Source organism: Nocardia anaemiae NBRC 100462 (assembly GCF_001612725.1).
GTDB lineage: Bacteria > Actinomycetota > Actinomycetes > Mycobacteriales > Mycobacteriaceae > Nocardia > Nocardia anaemiae.
The window spans coordinates 1-19,906 of the sequence record NZ_BDAZ01000099.1 but is presented as its reverse complement, the minus strand read 5'-3'; the positions used below and the strand labels follow the sequence as shown (position 1 = coordinate 19,906).

The following is a 19,906-nucleotide window of genomic DNA, read 5'->3' as shown; positions in this document are numbered from 1 at the left end:
GCCGGGCGGTGGGTCGGGCGCGCCGGGCGGTGGGTTTGGTTCGGCGGGTGGTGGGTCTGGCTCCGCGGGTTCCGGCTCTGGTTCGGCCAGCGGTGGATCTGGTTCTGGCGAAGTTGGATCTGGTGGTCCTGGTGCGCCGGAAGACGGGCCGGTTGCGCCTGGTGCCGGGCCGCGGCGGTTCGGGACCCCGCCGCAAAGGGGCAGTATCCAGCGACAAGAGCCCGGTGTCACCCAGCCGCGCCCGCCGACGGTGGCCGAGGCTCGGGCGCGTGACAAGGCGCGTAAGCGCGCCGAGGAGGAGCAGCGGGCCGCGACGGCCGCCGCCGAGCAAAAGAAGCGCACCCGCAAGCGCGTGCTCATCGGTGGTGTCGCGATTGTCGGTGTCGCGGGTCTGGTCGGCGGCGGTTATCTCGCGTATCGGGCGCTCACCAAACCCGATCAGGTGACCGCCTATTGCACGGTGATCGATCAGAACGGTCAGGAGGTCGTCGCACCCGATGACGACTGCCAAGTCGCCTCGACCGCGGTCGGATCCGGCACCACCGGCGCTTACACCGGCAGTAATGGGATCTTCATCTACAACGGGCACCAGTACCGCTACTACTACGGCGGCAACAACACCGTCGGCAAACCGCCGACCGGCGGAACGACGGTGCAGCCCAAGGGCGCTCAGATCTCGACCAAGAGCGGCAGCACCGTTACCCGCGGCGGCCTCGGCACCAGCAGCAAGAGCGGCGGGGGTTCGTAATGCGACGCGTGCGCGCAACCCCGCGGCCCGGCTGGCAGCCGATCATCGAGGGCCAGGGGCTGGTCTACGGCTCGCCCGGGCGAGATGCGAGCGGTCTGCCCCGGCCGTATTGGGATGAATCGGTGCATTACGAGTTCGAGATGTCGGAGATCCTCGCGCTGGAGGCCGATGTCGAACTGCTGCATTCGATGTGCCTGAATGCCGTCGAGCATGTCGTGCTGACAGAGCGGTACAAGGATTTCGGTCTGCCCGAATGGAGTTGGGGGCCGATCGCGGAGTCCTGGAAGCGCAATGACCCGTACGTCTACGGGCGTTTCGATCTGCGCTACGACGCGCGCCGTCCGGCGAAGCTGTTGGAGTACAACGCCGATACCCCGACCTCACTGTTGGAGGCGGCGATTGTGCAGTGGCACTGGCTCACCGCGCTCTATCCCGACGGCGATCAGTGGAATTCCCTGCACGAGAAGCTGGTCGAGCGCTGGACCGAGTTGCGCGACATCCTGCCCTCGGCACAATTGCATTTCACCTGGTCCGGTGCGGATGCCACCGGTGAGGACAATGTCACCACCGCGTATATGCAGGAGACCGCGGCCGAGGCCGGATTCGACACCATCGCGCTACCGATCGAGGAGGTCGGATTCGATAGTGCGCTGGAGCGTTTCGTCGATCTGGCCGAGGGGTCGATCGATGCGATCTTCAAGCTCTATCCGTGGGAGTGGGTGCTCGACGACGATTTCGGTAAACGCGTGGTCGCGAGCCTGCCGCAGACCATGTGGGTCGAGCCGCTGTGGAAGACGCTGCTGAGCAATAAGGCGATCCTCGCGATCCTGTGGGAGATGTATCCCGGGCACCCGAATCTATTGCCCGCCTACCTCGATCAGCCCAATGAGCTCACCGAATACATTCGCAAGCCGAAGCTCGGGCGCGAGGGCGCGAATATGACCATTGTCGGCGCGGGTCTGGAGACGGCCACCGGCGGGGTCTACGGCGAAGAGGGGTTCGTCTACCAATTGCTGGACCCGCTACCGGAATTCGACGATATGCGTCCGGTTCTCGGCGCCTGGATCGTCGGCGACAACGCGGCCGGACTCGGGATTCGTGAAACCGCCGGATTGATCACCGACGACGGCTCGGCCTTTGTCCCGCACCGCATTACGCAGTAACTACGCGACCCCACCTCGGAAGGATCACGATGACCGCAGTTGCCCTCGAATCGGGTTACTGGAACTCGCTCGGCACCGGTGTTGGAGCAATCGTCTGCTACGCCATTGTCGGCTTGGCCCTCATGCTCATCGGCTTCTACGCCATCGATCTGACCACACCGGGCAAGCTGCGCGCGCTGGTCGCCGCGGGTAAACCCAATGCCATCATCGTCACCGCCGCGGGCATGGTCAGCATGGCCTTGATCGTGGTGCTGGCGACCTACGCCTCGGCGGGCAAACTCTCCGAGGGACTCATCGCCGCCAGCGTCTACGGGTTGGTCGGCATTATCGCGCAGGTGATCTCGGTGCGGGTCATCGAGCGCGCACTCGGCATCGATATCGGCGCGGCGCTGGAATCCGATGTGTACACCACCGAGGTGCTCGTGGTTGCCGCGGCCCACTTCGCGCTCGGTCTGGTCGTCGCCTTCGCCATTCTGTAGTTCCGCTTGCGCAATCCCGGTGCGGCGGATCGTTCGGCATGATCGAGACCCGGCTCACCGGGGGCTGATGGTCCGACCGAGTATCTATCGGATACCCGATGTGTGCGCCCGCAATCGGCTGAGCACATTCCGGTTCCGGTCGGGATCGAGCGCGATTGCGGCGGCCCATACATGAGCCGAGACAACCCCCAAGTCGAAGCGGTCGATCCACGCGCGGATCGACTCGGCGCCGTCGAGGGTGTTGCTCTCCCACGCCGTAGTTCCGAGCTCCGGCATGTGGATATAGAGCGCGGATGTGTATTCGTGACCGCGCGCATCGAAAATTGTTGCCGCGCATATTTCATCGGCGGTCGGGCGTTCACGCAATCTACCCGCTACGGCGTCGGCGAGTAGGTCCTCCGGAATGCTTTCGGTTCCGGTCAACAATTCACCGATTGCCCAATAGGACAGTCCGAATCCCCACAGACGTCCCGGAATTCGGGATATCAGTTGTCCGGCGGCGTCGAGGATCGGTGATTCTTCGGTTTTGGTATCCAGGTCGACCGGTAGATATCCGATGTCGTGGGTGGATTCATTATCGACGGCCGCGAAACCCCAAAGATGGACGGATTTAGCTGCTTTCGGGTCGTGGGCGATTTCCGCACAGCGTTTCGCCATCATCGCTGGGAGGATCACCTCCAGCGTCGACCGGCGCGGATACCTGATCGCCGCGTTCGGCCCAGCTCCCTTGTGGCGCGGTTGCTTTCGTCGTTTGGGCATCTACCCTCCGCTGGCTTTCGGGTACAGGGTCAGAACCCCATTCGGATACGATCGGCGGGTTCGATTGCGCCCGAGTGGATCAGCAATGCCCACGCCTGCAATTTGCGCGGACAACTCGATCGAGCACACTCGGCATGGTTCTGCAGAACCGCATGAGCTTGGATATCGGTCATGCCGGGCAGGAAACTGTGGTCGAATGGTGGTAGGCCGAACATTGCAGGGGCGCCTTCGTTTTCGGTCCGGTAGGTCTGAGGTTGTGCGTCGGGCACATGGTCAGTAAATCAGTGAATGACGTGGATTCGGGAGTACTCATGGGGGATTCGACGCGAGATGAAATCACTCCAAATGGGCTGATCGTTCCATTCAATCTGACATGACAGTGAGTTCAGCTAACGAAAGGGTGGGTGGCCTTGACTGAATCGAACAACACAACCCTGCCGCGCCGGGTGCTCGGGCGGAGGTTGCGGGAGCTGCGAGAGGAGCGGCACCTGAGCCGGGCACGGGCTGCGCAGCAGTGCGAGATGGGATCGCAGACGTTGTGGCGCTTGGAGTCTGGGCGCAGCAGCGAGGTGAAGCGGATGGTGGTCAATGCGCTTTGCGATTTGTATGAGGCGAGCGCTGAGGATAGGGCTGTGCTGCTGTGGCTCGCTGGGGAATCTCGGAAGGACGGGTGGTGGCAGTCGTTCAAGAACGAGATGCTCCCGGAAGTCGAAATGTTCGTGGGGCTCGAACAATCTGCGAGCCGAATCTTTTCGTGGCAGTCGATATTGTTGCCGGGCTTGCTGCAGACATTGAGCTATCGGCGTGCCGTTGGCTTGATCTCCGTGCCGCCGGGATCTGTCGGTATCGATCAGGATGTGGATCTGGTCGCGAAGCGACAAGAGCGACTGCAAGATGCGGAGCATTTCTCGTTGGAGGTGGTGCTCAGCGAGGCTGTATTGCGTCATCGTGTCGGGGACGCACAGGGGATGGCCGAGCAACTTCACCACCTTGTCGAGGTTGGCAAACTGCCGAACGTTTCGATTCGGGTCATCCCCTTCGCTAATAGCTACCATCTGGGGCTGACCACCAAGGACTTCGTACTCTTGGAATTCCCGAAGCATCCGAATCCGACGCTCAGTGAGCCGCCCGTCGTCTATGTCGAGGGTTTTACCGGGGCCCTGTACCTCGACAGGCCCGCCGAAATCGACCAGTATCGGGCGACATGCGCAGAGATCACAGCCGTAGCATTGAGTGAGCATCAGACCAGGGAACTGATTTTAGCGATTGCGAAGGAGTACGAGAGTGAGCATCGACCTGTCTGAGGCCAAGTGGTTCAAGTCGACCCGCAGCTCGGCTGGCAGGGACTGTGTCGAGGTTGCGCATCTCGAGGGCGGCCTGGTCGCGGTGCGTGACTCCAAGGACCCAAGCGGCCCCGCCTTGGTGTTCACGCCGGGCGAATGGGATGTGTTCACTGCGGGTGTTCGGGGAAGCGCATTCAACACGCCATAGGTACTCGGGCCTAGAGGTCAGTTGTCGTAGGAGGCAACTCCTACGGGCCCAACTCCGAGGCAGAGGTCGAGTCCTGTTGTGCGAGGACTGATTCGGAGCATGGACCCGCTGCCGACCACCCGAACGTAGACGGTATTCAATCCCTTGCGAACCGGCGCGCCTACGGGCTCGCCGTGTTCGAACGACACGGTGATCCGTCCGTCTTCATTGGCCAGATAGTTGAGCTGCACGGTCCATTCGTGTTCGAGCATCGGCCCGTCGAGCGGAACATCGCTCGGCTGCGGTCCCCGAATCCGATACCCGCAGCGAGCCTCGGGTCCAGGCACAATACTGCGATTCCACCAAACGGCCGCCTCGACGATCTCCCCACTGTCATTGATCATTCGCAGCCGCGGAGTCGAATCAGCAAACGTAGTCGGCCCCGCGACCGGCGCAAGCACCCGACTGACCAGATTCTGCGGATATGCGGTCGGATTCAAGACATCCCACGGCACCTCCTGCTCCAGCAACGGCACCCCATCACTCCCCGCCAGCGCCGCCTTCACATTCGTCACATAAGTCCTCGTCGGATTAACCCGCCAAGACTCCACAAAAGCCGCAGTAGACCAAAGACTGCTAACCAGAAACGCCGCCCCCAGCACAGCCGTCACACGCGAACCGGAAACGAAGCCCGGTGTGCGCCAACCCATCCTGGTGTCCGCTCCGCCCCGCGGATCGGGAGGTGGTACGGGAACCTCACTGCATGACATCGCCGAGTCCCCTTCAGGATCGGGAAGATACGCCGGAGTGTGGTCACGCGGTCGAGCACGCACTATCAGCGCACCCGCTGCGGTCAACACCACCGCGATATCGGCGAAATAGCGTAGGGACTGCATCAGTTCAGCTGCGGTGTTCGGTCCGCTACGGGCCAATGCGACCGGCAGTTGGGCGACGAGCGCGTATACCGCCGCTGTCACCAGCACCGGGCCCACACGAAGCCGGGCACGCAGCGTCAGCAGCACGAGCGCGCACAATGCGAACCACGCCAGCGCGACCGCCCAATTCGGCGGATCCGCCCACGGCGTCGACGGCAACCAGCGCTCCCAACTCCACGGTCCGCCGAACAGCGTCGGCACAATCCCCAATGACGTTGCGCCGGGCAATAAGTCACGCAATTCCGCCGGACTGGTATGCACTGCCGAAACATCCACCACCGTCAGATATCCGGCCAGCCAACAGGCGATCACCATCCCGGACCAGCCCCACAGCGGCGCCCCACGCCGAGCCACCACCCGCAGCGCGGATCCGAGACCGTCGACATGCCGAGCGAGCACCGCAACAGCGAATGCCGCGAACGGAACGATCACCGACTTCTCGAAGAACAGCAGCGCCACTCCCAACACCACGACCCCCGACACCGCATACCGCCGCCGCCCTGTCTCGACCAGCCGCACCGCATCACCGATCACCCACGCGAGCGCGAATTGCAGTGGCAGCGCATTAAGCGCGGCGGCCCACCACGCATACGCCGGAAGCGTCAGCGGACAGAACAGATAGAAGCCCAGCGGCACCAGAATCACCCACCGCATCCCGACAAGCACGACCAGCATCCGCAGCACCGCCACCGAGGCCGCGAACTGCAACACCACCAGCGATACCACCGGCCCGGCCCACGTCAACGGCGCGACCGCCGTCACCACCCAAGCCGTAGCGAACGCCAACGGCATGAAATGCCCGTCATGGTTGTACAACAGCAAATCCGCCGACCACAGCGAATGACTCCCCGCCCGCCCCACCAAAATCAGATCATCCCAATAGAAAAACCCACTCCCCGCCACCCACCCCCGAATCCCCAACTGGACAACCACAAAACCCAACGCCACCCCGAGAACACCCCGCCCCGACCCACCCACCCGCGTGGGCGCAACGTCCACCAACTTCGGCACGGCGACGGTATCCATGTCACCCCACCGTAGTGTCACGCCCTAGGCCCGCGACAACTCCGCGCCGGATGCCCTCTCACGCCGCCCCTCTCTCTCCGCGCACCGATTCGCCGGGCGAAAACGTGTGCAGCGCGTGAAGCGAGGGCGCGGCGGTGCAGCCGGAATTTTATCGGCGCAGCAGACCGGGCACGGTCATGCGCCGAGGGCTTTGGCAAGGTGCGGCCAGGAATCGTGTAGGTCGGTTTCGAACTGGCCCCAGGTGTGCGAGCCTTCGGGGCGGTTGACATGGATGGCTGGAAGGCCGAGCTCGGCGAGCCGGTCCGCGAATGCGTCTGTGCACGAGCTGGCGATGGCCTCGACGGGCGGGAAACCGAGTCCACCTTCATCGATCGCGCCGGGGGTGCCGGTGGCGGCCGAGAGGTAGATCGTCTTACCCGCCAGTGCACCCGCATTGGCGAACGCGTCGTGCATCCGCCAGATTCCCTGACCCAGCTCACCCCACATATTCACCGGATTTGCCCCGCCACGGATGACCTGCGCGCTGACCATCGCCACCCCGAGCGCATCAGACGTCCACGGACATCCGCTGTAGGCCGCCACGGCGCTGTACACATCGCGCGCCTGAATCGCCAGATCCACCGCCGAGCCCGCACTCATCGACACACCCGCGATCGCATTGCGCCCGGTGCTGCCGAGCCGGGTATCGAGAACGGCGGGGAGTTCCCGCGACAAATAGGTCTGCCACCGGTTGCGACCGACCACCGGATCGTCGCTGAGCCAGTCGGTGTACATGCTGTACGCGCCGCCGATCGGCATCACCACGTTGACGTGTTTGTCGGCGAAGAACTGCCGGACGTCCGTATCGTCCCACCACGAGATGCCGTCGGCGCCGCCACCGATTCCGGTGAGCAGATACAGCGTCGGCGCGGGACCACCCGCGGCGCGAATCACCCTGTTGCTCACCACCCGATCCATCGCGGGGGAGTAGACGTCCACTTGCGAGACCGAACCGTCCAGCGGTGTCTCGCCGACCACTTGCGGCGCCGCCGTCGCAGGGCGAATGGATAGCACAGAAATCGCGCAACCGGCCACCAGCACGCTGACGAGCGAGGCCAAATGCCTTGAAGCCCTCACGATTCCGTAATACCACGGAAGATCAATACGCAAACCGGGTGCGTACCAACATCTTCGGCGTCGGCTGCGGGATGAACACCGAGAACGTGCTCGATGCCGCCGCAAAATACGAGGCCACGGCAGAAAAGAACGCGATAGGCTGATCTTGGGTGTGCCGGGAAGTCGGGTCGGCGATGCTGTGCCGTGCAACCGCGCGAAAGGACATTCCGTGGCTATCCGATGCGGGCCGCATAACCCGCTCGACAAGAGCCGAGCAGGCGTAATGACCGGTGACGGGTGTCGCCGGTGACCACCATGGTCCCGTTCGCCTCGGTAGTGCTGATCACGGCGCTGGTCGGCATCGCCGCCGTGCTGTCGAACCGGCTCGGTGAATGGCTGCCCATCCCGGCACCCGCACTGTTCCTGATCGGGGCCGCGGTGGCATCGGATATCCGGCCCGAGTTGGGCAACATTCCGATCAGCGCGGTGGAGCACGTGGCGACGGTGGCGCTGGCGATCATCCTGTTCGACGGCGGCATGCAGATCGGCTGGCGACGGTTCCGGTCCGCGGCGGGCGCGATCGTCTGGATCGGCGTGGCGGGCACCCTGGTGACGGCCGCGGCTCTCGCACTCGCCGCCCATCTGATCTTCGGACTGGACTGGCGGATCGCACTGCTGCTCGGCACCGCCCTCTCACCCACCGATCCCGCCGTCGTGTTCTCGGTGCTCGGCCGCCGGGAGATCGCCGGTCGCAGCGGTGTATTGCTGCAGGGGGAGTCCGGCGCGAATGATCCGGTCGGCATCGCACTGCTGATCGCGCTGCTCGGTGCCACCACCTTCAGCGGCGGTGCTGTCGCGCGGGCCGCCACCGAATTCGGATTGCAAATGCTGGTCGGCGCGGCGGTCGGGGTCGCGGGTGGGCTGGGGCTGCTGTGGTTCATGCGGCGCGTCCCGCTGCCCGCCGCGGGCTTGTATTCCTTGCGAGTTCTGATGTGCGCCTTGGCAATTTACGGTGCGGCCACTCTCGCGCACGGCTCGGGATTCCTTGCGGTGCTGGTCGCGGGGATCGTCATCGGGGATCAGAACGCGCCATATAAAGCCGACATCGCCCGCTTCCACTCCGCATTGGCGAATTTGGCCGAGATCGTCGTCTTCGTGCTGCTCGGGCTCACCATTCAACTCGCCGGACCCGATGGAATCGGCGAAGGCGACGCCTGGGTGATCGGTCTAGTGCTCGCACTGCTGCTCACCCTGCTGATTCGGCCGGTTCTGGTCGGCATACTGCTCTGGCCGGTGCGGCTCACCCGCGGCGAGCGCGGATTCGTGCTGTGGACCGGACTCAAAGGCGCCGTACCAATTCTGTTGGGCACCTTCATCGTGCACGCGGGCGTGCCCGGCAGCCACCGCGCCTACGAAATCATCTTCATCGTCGTCGCATTCTCGGTGACAGTCCAAGGTGGCCTTGTCCCGACCCTGGCCCGCCTGCTCGGCGTCCCCCTGCGCGTAGTCGACCCCGAACCATGGGGCGTGGGCGTCCGCTTCCGCCACGAACCCCAAGAACTCCACCGCTACCGCATAGCCCCCAGTTCCGCCGCCGACGGCAGCACCCTAGCCGACCTTCACGCCCGCGAAATCTGGATCAGCCTCATAATCCGCAACGGCCGCCTGGTCCCCACCACCCCCAACACCACCCTCCGAGCCAACGACGAAGTCCTCGTAACCCTCCCCACCCCCCAACCACCCGCCCACATAACCGCCACCTTCACCACCCCCACCCACCCCTAGCGGGGTGTCCAGGTATCGGGTGGGGAGTGGAGGTGGGGCAGCGATCCAGCGCTGATTCGGGGGAGGGCTGGATCGCCGACTGTGACGATGTATCAGTTGGTGTGGCGGCCGAATCGGCCGGATTCGAAACCGGTCAGCATGCGGAAGGCGAGTACGGCGCCCCACGGGCCGATGACCCAGATCGGCCACGGGTAGGTGAATTCGCCGACGCTGATCGAGATCGCGGCCCAGATGGTGAGCACCAGCACGCTCACGCCGAGCCATGAGGTACCTTCGATCTGCTGCCAGATGGGGAAGCGGCTGATCGAATTCTTCTGTCCAGCAGTCTCTTTCGGCAACTTCGGCAGATCCGATAGCACCAGTTGCAGATCGTCGCGAACGCCGGTCTCGTAGACGCGGGCGACGCGCTGATCGTATTCGGCAAGATCGATTCGACCGTCGGCCATGTGCCGTCCGAGCAGTCGCACAACCTTCTCGCGCTCCGCATCGGAGGCCCGAGTACCAGGCGAGATTTCCATGTCCAGGTCCTAACGACTAGATCTACATTCCACATTGGAAGGTGCCATCCAGAATGCACCCTCCAATGTGGAATGTCAAGCCTTGGTCGGCGATTTCATCCATCCGGGGGGTCCGAGCGAGGTCCAGGCTGGCCCGGTGTTGAAGCTGTGGATCTCGCCGATGGGCCTGTGACCTGTGGCGACGACGGTCAGGTGCCTCGGTTTGCCACCCCAGCAGGTCGACCTACCGTCACCTCTATGAGGTGGGGTTACGTGCGGCGCGATTACCTGCGATGACGCCGACCGGATTGCTCGCTTCGTCGCTGCGCTTGCTGTTCTCGCCGGTTCGGCTGCGACGGTTCGCTGGGGTGTGCACCGGACAACACGTGCCGGTGCGCGCCGGAACTTTCCTCGCTTGACCAGCCAGTGGGCTGGCGGTAGTCCAGTTCTCCGTAGCGGGTGGCCGGTGGTTCGTTCCAATGCTCACTTGGCGGCTCGGGCCAGCGTGGATCCGAAGCGAGGCCGCGGCGGCCGTTTGTGCCCAGTTCGGACGACTCGGCGCTGCGTCGGTTGGGCGCTGCGCCTCGACGGGCCGGTGATTCGTTTCCGCGGGAGCGGAGTGACTCATCGAAGCCTCGGCTCGACGGTGTGCCTCGACTTGCGGACGGTTCGTCCCAGCCTTCACTCGAAGGCTCGGATCGAGAGGAATCAACGCGGCCTACGCGGCGGGCGTGTGTCGGTGTCTCTGGTTCGTAAGGTGGCTGAGCATGCTGTCGGGACGGTGGTACGCCACGGCGGGCGGCTGATGGATCGCCCCTGTGCTCAGGCGATGGTTCGTAACGGGGTGCGCCCGATCGTCTGGCGGGGCGCGCTCGTGGATCGTCCCACTGGTCGCTTGGTGGTGCGTTCCAATGCTCGCTGGGCGGGTCGTCGAATGATGCGTTGTCCCAATGGTCGTTCGGTGGTGCATCCCAACCATCGTCCGGCGGTTCGTCCCGTCGCTCGCTTGTTCTGTCCGCGGGAACTTCCGACTGCGCCTCCCACGGATCCTTCGCTCTTCGGCGGGTGTTCGACGGCTGGTCGCGGCGTCTGGTTGGTGGTTGGTCGTGGCGTTCGGCGGAGTTCCGAGAAGCTTGGCGGGACGAGGCTCGGCGTCGGGTGGGGGCGGGTGGTTCGCGGCGGCTCGATCGGCTCGGGCGCGGGGAGTCCGCGTCGGGTGGGTTGCGGCGCGTGCTCGATAGCTGTTGTGCCCCAGTGGTTTCGCGCGGGTCGTGGACTTCGGGATCGACCACCGGCAGCTCGCGGGTGATGCGGTGGGAAGTGTCGCCGCGTTCGCGGAAGGCGGCGGGGATGCCCTGGTTGTGCAGCCAAGCGCCGGGGTCGTAGCGGTCATGGCGGTCCAGGTCGGGGACCGTGTGTTCCAGGAGGTCGAGCAGGTCGCCGCGGCCACCGCCGAGAGCGGTGCGGATGGCCGGGAATGTGACGGCGCGGAAAGCCCAGTCCCATTCGTAGGCAGGATCGGTGCCGCCGGTGTCGTGACCATGGAAGACGAGATCGCCGGAGTGAGTGATGCGGGCCCGCACCGATATACCGTCGGATTCGATGAGGAAACCGCGGATGTCGGTGCGGGCGCGGGTGGCGGCGTGGTCGGCGGCCTTTATCTCGAACCAGGCGGTCGTGAGGCCGGTCAGCGCGAGTACGGCGGCGAAGGCGACCTGTCCCCAGACATCGGACAGATCGCTTTTCCGGCTGACCTCGCACGCATACAGAAACACCAGGCTCCCCGCGACCAGCGTCGCGATGCGTGTCAGCCGCAGTGTCGTCGCATGACGAATCAGACCGAGCAAGGTGCTGGTCTTGTCCGACGACATGCTCTGCACTCCCGAAATGACGGTCCGCTGGCGAATCAGACTGGATCGTATGCGGCCCGGCAGTCCGGCGATACCGCAAGCACAAACCGGTCGGTCCGGCGGAGTCGGCGTGCCGAACACCTGGCACCACCGCACCGCACGCCGAACGTCCGAGGTGCGAACACCGACAGGAGATGCGAAACTGACGCGCGCCCAGCAAATGTGGAGCACACCGGAATGTCCGACATCGGGCATGGAGTCGATAACCTACGGAGGTGTCCGCCCGCTTACGGGGTCACCGATGCCAGACGGATACCATGGCTGGTCGCTGGCGACTGCTTGCAGGTCGCTCGAAAAGGTCGGCCCAGACGCCGACGACGAATTGTCCGACCACCGCGCAGGGAAGGGTCGTCGAATTTGCACCTGAAGAGTCTGACGTTGAAGGGTTTCAAGTCCTTCGCGTCCGCGACGACCTTGCGTTTCGAGCCGGGCATCACCTGTGTGGTCGGCCCGAACGGCTCGGGTAAATCCAATGTCGTCGACGCGCTCACCTGGGTGATGGGCGAGCAAGGTGCGAAGGCGCTGCGCGGCGGCAAGATGCAGGACGTGATCTTCGCCGGTACCTCCGGACGAGCGCCGCTCGGTCGCGCCGAGGTCACGCTGACCATCGACAACTCCGACGGTGCACTGCCCATCGACTACGCCGAGGTCTCCATCACCCGGCGCATGTTCCGGGACGGCGCGGGCGAATACGAAATCAATGGCAGCTCCTGCCGCCTGATGGATGTGCAGGAACTGCTCAGCGACTCCGGCATCGGCCGGGAGATGCACGTCATCGTCGGACAGGGCCAGCTCTCGGCCATCCTGGAATCGCGTCCCGAGGACCGCCGCGCCTTCGTCGAAGAGGCCGCCGGTGTGCTCAAGCACCGTAAGCGCAAGGAGAAGGCGGTCCGCAAACTGGAGGCGATGCAGGCCAACCTCGCCCGCCTCACCGACCTCACCACCGAGCTGCGCCGCCAGCTCAAACCGCTCGGCAGACAGGCCGAGGTGGCCCGCCGCGCCCAGACCGTGCAGGCCGACCTGCGCGACGCGCGCCTGCGTCTGGCCGCCGACGACCTGGTCACCCGGCGCAATGAGCTGGAGAGCCAGCAGAGCAAAGAGGCGTACGCGCGCGAACAGCAGATCACGGTGCAGACCGAACTCGACGCCGCGAATGCCGCACTGGCACAACAGGAATTCCAGCTGTCCCGGCTGACCCCGAGCGCCGAGGCCGCCGCGCAGATCTGGTTCCAGCTGTCCGCGCTGGCCGAGCGAGTCAATGCCACCATCAGAATCGCGGGCGACCGGGCCCGCAACCTGCACACCGAAATGCCCGTCGGCAGCGGTCGCGATCCCGAGCAGCTGGAGGCCGAGGCCGAACGCGTGGAGGCCGAGGAGGCCGAACTGCGCGAGGCGGTCGAAATCGCGGCCGAAACCTTGGAGGCCGCGCGCGAGGCGCTCGCCGAACGTGAGCAAGCCGCGAAGGCCGCCGAGCAGGCGCATCTGGCCGCGGTACGCGCCGTCGCGGACCGTCGTGAGGGTCTGGCGCGGTTGTCCGGTCAGGTCGAAACCTTGCGCACCCGATCGCAGTCGGTGGATGCGGAGATCACCCGGCTCACCGCCGCGATCGGCGAGGCCAGACAGCGCGGCGAGGCGGCGCAGGCCGAATTCGATACGGTCCAAGGCGAACTCGGTGAACTCGAGGCCGGTGAGGCCGGTCTGGATGCCCAGCACGAGCATGCGGTGCAGGCCCTCGAGCTCGCCGATCAGCGGGTCACCGAACTGCGCGAACAGGATCGCGACGCCAGCAAGCGAGTCGCCTCGCTGAGCGCCCGCATCGAAGCGTTGGGCATGGGTTTGGCGCGCAGGGACGGCGCGGCCTGGCTGGTGGAGAATCGCGCACAGGGCCTGCTCGGTCCGCTCTCCGCGCTGATCCGGGTGCACGGAGGTTTCGAGGCCGCGGTGGCCGCGACGCTCGGTCCGCTCGCCGACGCCGTCGCCGCCGATACCGGAGATTCCGCCCACGCCGCGGTGCGGGCGTTGAAGGAGGCCGACGGCGGTCGGGCCGCGCTCGTCTTCGATGCCGCGGCCGCGCCGAGCACGTCCGACGGTGCGCTGCCCGGCGGGGCGCGCTGGCTGACCGACGTGGTCGAGGGACCGGACAACGTGCGTGGCGCCATTGCCGCGCTGACCGCCGGTGTCGCCGTGGTCGACGATCTCGCGGCCGCCACCGAACTGGTCCGGGCCCGGCCGGAGCTGCGTGTCGTCACCCGCGACGGCGATCTCACCGGAACCGGTTGGGTGCTGGGCGGATCCGATCGCGCGCCGAGTCAGCTGGAGATCCAAGCCGATATCGACACCGCCAAGGCCGATCTGGTCGCCGCGCAACGCCGCGCCGAAGAACTGGAGGCGGCCCTTTCCGGTGCACTCGCCGAACAGGCCGACCGCAAGGACGCCGTCGACCAGGCACTGCTCGCACTGCACGAATCCGATCAGGCACTGGTCGTGATCTACGACCGCCTAGGCAGGCTCGGCGAGGTGGCGCGCACCGCGCAAGCCGATATCGGTCGGCTCACCGGCCAGCGTGCGGAAACCGAGGCGGGTCGAGAAGAGGCGCTGGCGGCACTGGCCGATCTCGAAGAACGGCTGCGCCGCACCGAACTCGAATCCGAGGTCGACGACGACGGTATGGGTGCGGCGGGCACCGAATCCGCCGGACGCGACCGCGAGGAAGCCGCCGCCGCTCTGGCCGAGGCACGATCTATGGAGGTGGAGGCGCGCCTGGCCGTGCGCACCTCCGAGGAACGCGCGGAATCGGTTCGCGGCAAAGCGGATTCGCTGCGCCGAGCGGCGCGCGCCGAACGTGAGACCAGGGCTCGCGCCGAACGCGCGCAGGCGGCGCGCAGGCAGGCCGCCGAAGTCGCTGCCGCCGTCGCCGAATCCGGTGCCAAGGTCGCGGCCGAACTGGAATCCGTTGTGGCGCAGGCGGGTGCGCGCCGTGACGAACTGGTGCGCCGCCGTACCGAATGCGCCACCCAGGTCGAACAGATCAAGGAGCGGGTCCGCGCGCTGACCGCCCAGCTGGCCCAACTCACCGACGCCGTGCACCGCGACGAGGTCGCCAAAGCCCAAGCGGCACTGCGCATCGAGCAGATCGAGGCGACCATCGCCGAACAGTTCGGCATCGCACTGGCCGATCTCGTCGCCGAATACGGTCCGGATGTGCCGATGCCGCCATCGGATCTGGAATGGCAGGAGTACGAACACGCCAAGGAGCGCGGCGAACAGGTTATCGCCCCCGCACCGATGCCGTACGACCGCAAGTCCCAGGAGCGCCGCGCCAAGCGCGCCGAGAAGGACCTCGCCACCCTCGGCAAGGTGAATCCGCTTGCGCTGGAGGAGTTCGCGGCGCTCGAGGAGCGCTACAGCTTCCTCGCCACCCAGCTCGAGGACGTCAAGAGCGCACGCAAGGACCTGCTGGATGTGGTCGCCGAGGTGGACGCGCGCATCCTGCAGGTGTTCACCGAGGCCTACGAGGACGTCGAGCGCGAATTCGTCGGCGTCTTCGCGAAACTGTTTCCGGGTGGCGAGGGCAGGCTGGTGCTGACCGATCCGTCGGACATGCTGACCACCGGTATCGAGGTGGAGGCGCGCCCGCCCGGCAAGAAGGTCAAGCGACTGTCGCTGCTGTCCGGTGGCGAGAAATCGCTGACCGCGGTTGCCCTGCTGGTGGCCATCTTCCGCGCCCGACCCTCGCCGTTCTATGTGATGGACGAGGTCGAGGCCGCGCTGGACGACACCAATCTACGCCGCCTCATCGGCCTGTTCGAGCAGCTGCGCGAGAAGAGTCAGCTGATCGTCATCACCCACCAGAAGCCGACCATGGAGATCGCCGACGCCCTCTACGGCGTCAGCATGCGCGGTGACGGCATCACCCAGGTGATCAGTCAGCGGCTGCGCGGGGAGACTCTGACCCCAGTCGGCGCGGCCAGCTGAAAGGCGGGTCTTTGCCTCGGGATCCGCACCCCCGGTGCGGATCCCGACGATTCGGTCAGTGTGTTGTCGCAGCCAGGCGATCGTTGTCCTGTTGCGCCTTGATCTTGGCGGCACCGGTTGTGGTGAGCCAGGATTCGAAGGTGCTGAGGGCGGGGTAGATCTCCCGGAGCGCGGGGATGTCGGCGTGCCAGCCGCCGGAGTCGCGCAGCAGCCGCCAAGTGTTGCCGATCTGTTCGCCGAGGGCATCGGCTTCGGCCTCGGTGAGCTCGTGGTAGTGCACCGCATATCCGGTCGCCCGGGTGATCGACGCCAGGGCCGCGACGGGAGTTATTGCGTCACCGGCCAATTCGAGGGTTCGGCCGTGGAAGCGATCCGGGTCGGCGAAGGCCAGCGCGGCGAAGGCCGCGATATCGTCGATCGCGATCATCTGCAGTGGCTGGTCCGCCGGGAACAGATGCTTGTGTACGCCGTCGATAATGCCGTCCACCGGACTGCCGCGCAGCACGTAGTTCTCCATGAAGCGCACCGGACGCAAGAGGGTATAGCGCAGACCGCTGGCCGCGGCGGCATCCTCGATGCTGCTCTTTCCGCTTTGGCCCCAGGCGGCGTCATCGGTCATCGAAGCGACGCCAGTGAAGACGACCTGTTCGACGCCCGCACGTTGTGCCGCGTCGATGACCGCGATACCGCGAGTGGCCTCCAACTCGGCATTCCAACCATTCGGCCCGAAAGCGGCTGGGGGCACCAGGAATACGCCGCGCACTCCCGCAACGGCGGCGTCCAGTGTTGCGGGAGTGTCGAAGTCGCCGGTCACCAATTCGGCTCCGGCGTCGGCCAATGCGCGGGCCGCAGGGGCCTGCGGGTCGCGGACCAGCGCGCGCACCGCGATACCGTCGGCCAGCAGTCGGCGCGCGGTCGCGCCGCCCTGCTTGCCGGTCGCGCCGGTGATCAGGATGGGGTTCTGCTGAGGGGACATGCTCGCCTTCTCTGCTCGATACAATCGGGTCGGCTGACCCGTATTCCGACGATATGGGTGCGCTCACCCGCTTGGCCAGCTCCAGGAACGGAAGGCCGTAACGAAATGTCTGCTTCGCTCTCCACTCCGGCGGCCTCCGGAGTCGCCGCGCGGGCCGATGCCCGCCGCAATCGCGCACTGGTGCTGGCCGCCGCGCAACGTGCCTTCGCCGAACACGGCACCTCGGTCTCGTTGGCCGAGGTCGCCCGCAGGGCCGGGGTGGGCGCGGGCACCGTCTATCGGCATTTCCCCACGAAAACCGATCTGCTGGAAGCGGTTATGCAACAGCGCGTCGACCGGCTCGCGACACTTGCCGCCGAATACCTCGACGCGCCCGATCCCGGTGCCGCATTCTTCGCGGTCTGTACCGAGGTGGTCATCTCGTCCCCACGCAGCCAGGCGCTCTGCGATATCGTCCAGTCCGATGACGGCTGGCCGAAGGCACTGCTACGCAGCGCGGGCGACCGCTTTCATCAGGCGCTCGGCGCGCTGTTGACGGCCGCGCAGCGTCAAGGCGCGGTCCGGGCGGATATCGAAATCGCCGATGTACTGGACATTTTCACCGGATGCGTGACGATCCAACGACGTCAGCGCCCCGGCGGACCGATGATTCGGGCTGTCGCGATCATGCTCGATGCCATGCGTGCGAATCCCGTAACGAAACCTGATTCCGAGGGTAGGGATCGTAACGAAACTGGTCTTCGTAACGAAACGCCGCGCTGCCCGATCTGCCGCACCGAGATTCACCCCACCGGCACCGGCCGCCCGGCCCGCTACTGCTCGGCGGCCTGCCGTCAGAAGGCGCACCGCCAACGAACCGCCCGTGCGGCGCTGCGATAACTCCACTCGGCGACCGTCTGCCCGGGACGGAACGTTCTGGGCATCGGTCGGCAAAAGGCGGGGGAGGGCGGCTAGAGCAGATCGCTCACGTCATCCGGTACGTCGACGGCGTATTTGCGCAAAATGTCCATCGAGATCACTTCCAGGGCGTTTTCATGGGTGGCCGCCAGCACCACCGGCGCGGCGACACCGTCCTCGTGGGCGTGCAACCAGCGCACGGCCACCACACACCACCGGTCTCCCGGTTGCAGGCCCGGAAAGTTGTTCTCCGGACGCGGCGTACTCAGATCGTTGCCGATGGACGCCTGGTGTTCGAGAAATTCAGCCGTGACGACGGTGCACACGGTATGGCTGCCCAGATCCTCCGGCCCGGTACTGCAGCAGCCGTCCCGGTAGAAGCCGGTGAGAGGATCGGTGCCGCACTCTTCCAGCGGCCCCCCAAGCACGTTTCGATCGGTCACGTCGCCGATCCTATTGTCCCTTCGCGAGAAGTTCCGCAGGACAAGAAATCTCGGGGGTTGTGTGTCGGGTCCAGGACGCTGTGGTAAGGCGAAGGACCTGGTTCTGCAAGGATGGTCGGCGTGAGCTCCGAAGCCTGGATCCTGATTGCCGCTGTCGCCGCCCTGCTGGTGGTGGCGTTTGTCGCCGGATTCGTCCTGTACAAGCGCCGTCGCGTCACACTGACGCCACCCGCCCCCGACAAAGAAGTGACCGACCGGTCGGGTGGATACGCGGCCTCCGGTGGCTTCAATTTCAGTCAGGGCGGCGCGGCCACCGCGACACGCCCGGAGCCCGCTCCGATCGAGCGAACCGATACCGAGGGGCAGCCCCATGTCGGCGACGACGCGGCGATTCCGCGTGACGCGCCGAAGCGTGGCATCACCAATGTGCCGCTGCCCGAGGGTGATGTCGAAACCGCGGAGTCCGCGCCGGTCGAAACCGATGGCGCGGGCACGACGGCCGAATCCACAACGGCCACCGTCGATTCGGATACCGCGGTCGAATCGGAGGAGGTAACTGCAGAACCCGCAACCGCCCCGCCCACCAGCGCCGATGGCACCGCGCCCGCGGACACCACCACCTCCGCGGACCAGGGAACCACCGCGCCGACCGACGCCGCCACACCGACCGACACCGCCACACCGACCGACAGCGCCGCATCGACCGACACAAAACCGGCCCTTCCTGCGGATACCACCCCGCCGACTTCCGACAAAACCTCCGTAGAAACCGCCCCCGAACCTCGCGCCGCCGACGCGGCCACCACCCCTGCCCTCGAGGAAATCGAGCCGACGGCGGGCCGCTTGGTCCGCCTACGCGGCCGCCTGTCCCGGTCGCAGAACGCTGTCGGCAAGAGCCTGCTCGGTCTGCTCGGTGGCGGCGACCTCGACGACGATTCCTGGGAAGAAGTAGAGGACACCCTGGTCCTCGCCGATCTGGGCACCGCGAGCACCACGGCGGTAGTGGAGCGGTTGCGTGAGGAGATGGCCGCGCGCAGCGTCCGCAATACCGAACAGGCTCGCGCCGTGCTGCGCGAGGTCTTGGTCGAGGCGCTACGTCCCGAACTCGACCGCTCGGTGCGTGCCCTCCCGCATGACGACCACCCGTCGATCCTGCTGGTCGTCGGCGTCAACGGCACCGGAAAAACCACCACGACCGGCAAACTCGCCCGCGTACTCGTCGCCGACGGCCGCAGGGTCCTGCTCGGTGCCGCCGATACCTTCCGCGCCGCCGCCGCCGATCAGCTACAGACCTGGGGCGAGCGCGTCGGTGCGGAGACGGTTCGCGGCAGGGAGGGCGCGGATCCGGCTGCCGTCGCCTTCGACGCGGTCAGCGCGGGGATCGAGGGCGGCGTCGATGTCGTCATGATCGATACCGCGGGTCGGCTGCACACCAAGACCGGTCTGATGGACGAACTCGGCAAGGTCAAGCGCGTCGTGGAGAAGAAGGCCGCGGTCGACGAGGTTCTGCTCGTCCTGGACGCCACGGTCGGCCAGAACGGCCTCATGCAGGCGCGTGTTTTCGCGGAGGTCGTCGATATCACCGGCGTCGTGCTCACCAAACTGGATGGAACGGCCAAGGGTGGCATCGTCTTCCAGGTGCAGCACGAACTCGGTGTTCCGGTGAAACTGGTCGGCCTCGGCGAGGGCGCCGACGACCTGGCTCCCTTCGAACCCGGTGCCTTCGTGGACGCGTTGCTCGGCTAGTT

General features: G+C 65.8%; 16 protein-coding genes. 9 read left to right on the top strand and 7 right to left on the bottom strand.

The features are described from left to right. The 3 genes from NA5_RS37930 to NA5_RS37920 all read left to right on the top strand — a co-directional run. Positions 1 to 748 (top strand): hypothetical protein (locus NA5_RS37930; protein ID WP_245672658.1); only part of this gene is annotated, 748 nt, incomplete at its 5' end. Then, positions 748 to 1,911 carry a glutathionylspermidine synthase family protein gene (locus NA5_RS37925; protein WP_062993867.1) on the top strand — a complete coding sequence of 388 codons (1,164 nt, stop codon included), beginning with the start codon at positions 748 to 750 and terminating at the stop codon, positions 1,909 to 1,911. The genes NA5_RS37930 and NA5_RS37925, both read left to right, overlap by 1 nt. A 29-nt stretch (positions 1,912 to 1,940) precedes the next feature. After that, complete coding sequence (locus NA5_RS37920; RefSeq protein WP_062993866.1) at positions 1,941 to 2,390, top strand: DUF350 domain-containing protein; 450 nt, start codon at positions 1,941 to 1,943, stop codon at positions 2,388 to 2,390. An 84-nt stretch (positions 2,391 to 2,474) separates the two neighbouring features. Here the strand turns inward: NA5_RS37920 and NA5_RS37915 are convergent, their stop codons facing one another. Further along, entirely contained in the window at positions 2,475 to 3,149 is a 675-nt protein-coding gene (locus NA5_RS37915) for a hypothetical protein (RefSeq protein WP_157110887.1), read from the bottom strand. Between the two features lie 410 nt (positions 3,150 to 3,559). Between NA5_RS37915 and NA5_RS37905 the strand changes: the two genes are divergently transcribed. Together NA5_RS37905 and NA5_RS37900 are read left to right on the top strand one after the other, a co-directional pair. Beyond that, a complete protein-coding gene (locus NA5_RS37905) occupies positions 3,560 to 4,453 on the top strand; it encodes a helix-turn-helix domain-containing protein (RefSeq protein ID WP_063813839.1) in 894 nt (297 codons plus the stop codon). Further along, positions 4,434 to 4,640 (top strand): DUF397 domain-containing protein, encoded by a 207-nt coding sequence (locus NA5_RS37900; RefSeq protein ID WP_062993862.1) that lies wholly within the window; start codon positions 4,434 to 4,436, stop codon positions 4,638 to 4,640. The genes NA5_RS37905 and NA5_RS37900 overlap by 20 nt, the downstream gene beginning before the upstream one ends. A gap of 17 nt (positions 4,641 to 4,657) precedes the next feature. On the opposite strand, the gene NA5_RS37895 is transcribed toward NA5_RS37900, so the two are convergent. After that, the gene (locus NA5_RS37895) at positions 4,658 to 6,580 is read right to left on the bottom strand and encodes a hypothetical protein (RefSeq protein WP_062993861.1); all 1,923 of its coding nucleotides are present in this window, start codon (positions 6,578 to 6,580) and stop codon (positions 4,658 to 4,660) included. Between the two features lie 174 nt (positions 6,581 to 6,754). Further along, a complete protein-coding gene (locus tag NA5_RS37890; RefSeq protein WP_062993860.1) occupies positions 6,755 to 7,696 on the bottom strand; it encodes an alpha/beta hydrolase in 942 nt (313 codons plus the stop codon). Positions 7,697 to 7,990: 294 nt separating this feature from the next. Between NA5_RS37890 and NA5_RS37880 the strand changes: the two genes are divergently transcribed. Further along, a complete protein-coding gene (locus tag NA5_RS37880) occupies positions 7,991 to 9,460 on the top strand; it encodes a cation:proton antiporter domain-containing protein (protein WP_062993870.1) in 1,470 nt (489 codons plus the stop codon). 92 nt (positions 9,461 to 9,552) lie between these two features. Here NA5_RS37880 and NA5_RS37875 read toward each other — a convergent pair whose 3' ends face one another. Together NA5_RS37875 and NA5_RS41090 are read right to left on the bottom strand one after the other, a co-directional pair. Further along, positions 9,553 to 9,978: a DUF1707 SHOCT-like domain-containing protein gene (locus NA5_RS37875; RefSeq protein ID WP_062993858.1), complete on the bottom strand. Its 426-nt coding sequence runs from the start codon at positions 9,976 to 9,978 to the stop codon at positions 9,553 to 9,555. Between the two features lie 263 nt (positions 9,979 to 10,241). After that, positions 10,242 to 11,828 (bottom strand): Trk family cation transporter, encoded by a 1,587-nt coding sequence (locus tag NA5_RS41090; RefSeq protein ID WP_157110886.1) that lies wholly within the window; start codon positions 11,826 to 11,828, stop codon positions 10,242 to 10,244. 396 nt (positions 11,829 to 12,224) lie between these two features. Here NA5_RS41090 and smc point away from each other — a divergent pair, with 396 nt between their 5' ends. After that, positions 12,225 to 15,842 carry a chromosome segregation protein SMC gene (gene smc / locus NA5_RS37865; RefSeq protein WP_062993856.1) on the top strand — a complete coding sequence of 1,206 codons (3,618 nt, stop codon included), beginning with the start codon at positions 12,225 to 12,227 and terminating at the stop codon, positions 15,840 to 15,842. A 55-nt stretch (positions 15,843 to 15,897) separates the two neighbouring features. On the opposite strand, the gene NA5_RS37860 is transcribed toward smc, so the two are convergent. Then, positions 15,898 to 16,818 carry an NmrA family NAD(P)-binding protein gene (locus NA5_RS37860; RefSeq protein ID WP_062993855.1) on the bottom strand — a complete coding sequence of 307 codons (921 nt, stop codon included), beginning with the start codon at positions 16,816 to 16,818 and terminating at the stop codon, positions 15,898 to 15,900. Between the two features lie 105 nt (positions 16,819 to 16,923). Between NA5_RS37860 and NA5_RS37855 the strand changes: the two genes are divergently transcribed. Continuing rightward, complete coding sequence (locus NA5_RS37855; protein ID WP_062993854.1) at positions 16,924 to 17,697, top strand: TetR/AcrR family transcriptional regulator; 774 nt, start codon at positions 16,924 to 16,926, stop codon at positions 17,695 to 17,697. A gap of 71 nt (positions 17,698 to 17,768) precedes the next feature. Here the strand turns inward: NA5_RS37855 and NA5_RS37850 are convergent, their stop codons facing one another. Further along, positions 17,769 to 18,158: a DUF2237 family protein gene (locus NA5_RS37850; RefSeq protein ID WP_019048221.1), complete on the bottom strand. Its 390-nt coding sequence runs from the start codon at positions 18,156 to 18,158 to the stop codon at positions 17,769 to 17,771. A gap of 111 nt (positions 18,159 to 18,269) precedes the next feature. On the opposite strand from NA5_RS37850, the gene ftsY reads away from it, so the two are divergent. Beyond that, entirely contained in the window at positions 18,270 to 19,904 is a 1,635-nt protein-coding gene (gene ftsY, locus NA5_RS37845) for a signal recognition particle-docking protein FtsY (RefSeq protein ID WP_371856496.1), read from the top strand. The last annotated feature ends 2 nt before the right edge of the window (positions 19,905 to 19,906 follow it).

Excerpts from the sequence above, each read along its gene's own strand:
- NA5_RS37880 (WP_062993870.1), top strand. The coding sequence starts at position 7,991 with ATGGTCCCGTTCGCCTCGGTAGTGCTGATCACGGCGCTGGTCGGCATC.
- NA5_RS37915 (WP_157110887.1), bottom strand. The coding sequence starts at position 3,149 with ATGCCCAAACGACGAAAGCAACCGCGCCACAAGGGAGCTGGGCCGAAC.
- NA5_RS37895 (WP_062993861.1), bottom strand. The coding sequence starts at position 6,580 with ATGGATACCGTCGCCGTGCCGAAGTTGGTGGACGTTGCGCCCACGCGG.
- NA5_RS37860 (WP_062993855.1), bottom strand. The coding sequence starts at position 16,818 with ATGTCCCCTCAGCAGAACCCCATCCTGATCACCGGCGCGACCGGCAAG.
- NA5_RS41090 (WP_157110886.1), bottom strand. The coding sequence starts at position 11,828 with ATGTCGTCGGACAAGACCAGCACCTTGCTCGGTCTGATTCGTCATGCG.
- NA5_RS37925 (WP_062993867.1), top strand. The coding sequence starts at position 748 with ATGCGACGCGTGCGCGCAACCCCGCGGCCCGGCTGGCAGCCGATCATC.
- NA5_RS37855 (WP_062993854.1), top strand. The coding sequence starts at position 16,924 with ATGTCTGCTTCGCTCTCCACTCCGGCGGCCTCCGGAGTCGCCGCGCGG.
- NA5_RS37875 (WP_062993858.1), bottom strand. The coding sequence starts at position 9,978 with ATGGAAATCTCGCCTGGTACTCGGGCCTCCGATGCGGAGCGCGAGAAG.
- NA5_RS37920 (WP_062993866.1), top strand. The coding sequence starts at position 1,941 with ATGACCGCAGTTGCCCTCGAATCGGGTTACTGGAACTCGCTCGGCACC.
- ftsY (WP_371856496.1), top strand. The coding sequence starts at position 18,270 with ATGGTCGGCGTGAGCTCCGAAGCCTGGATCCTGATTGCCGCTGTCGCC.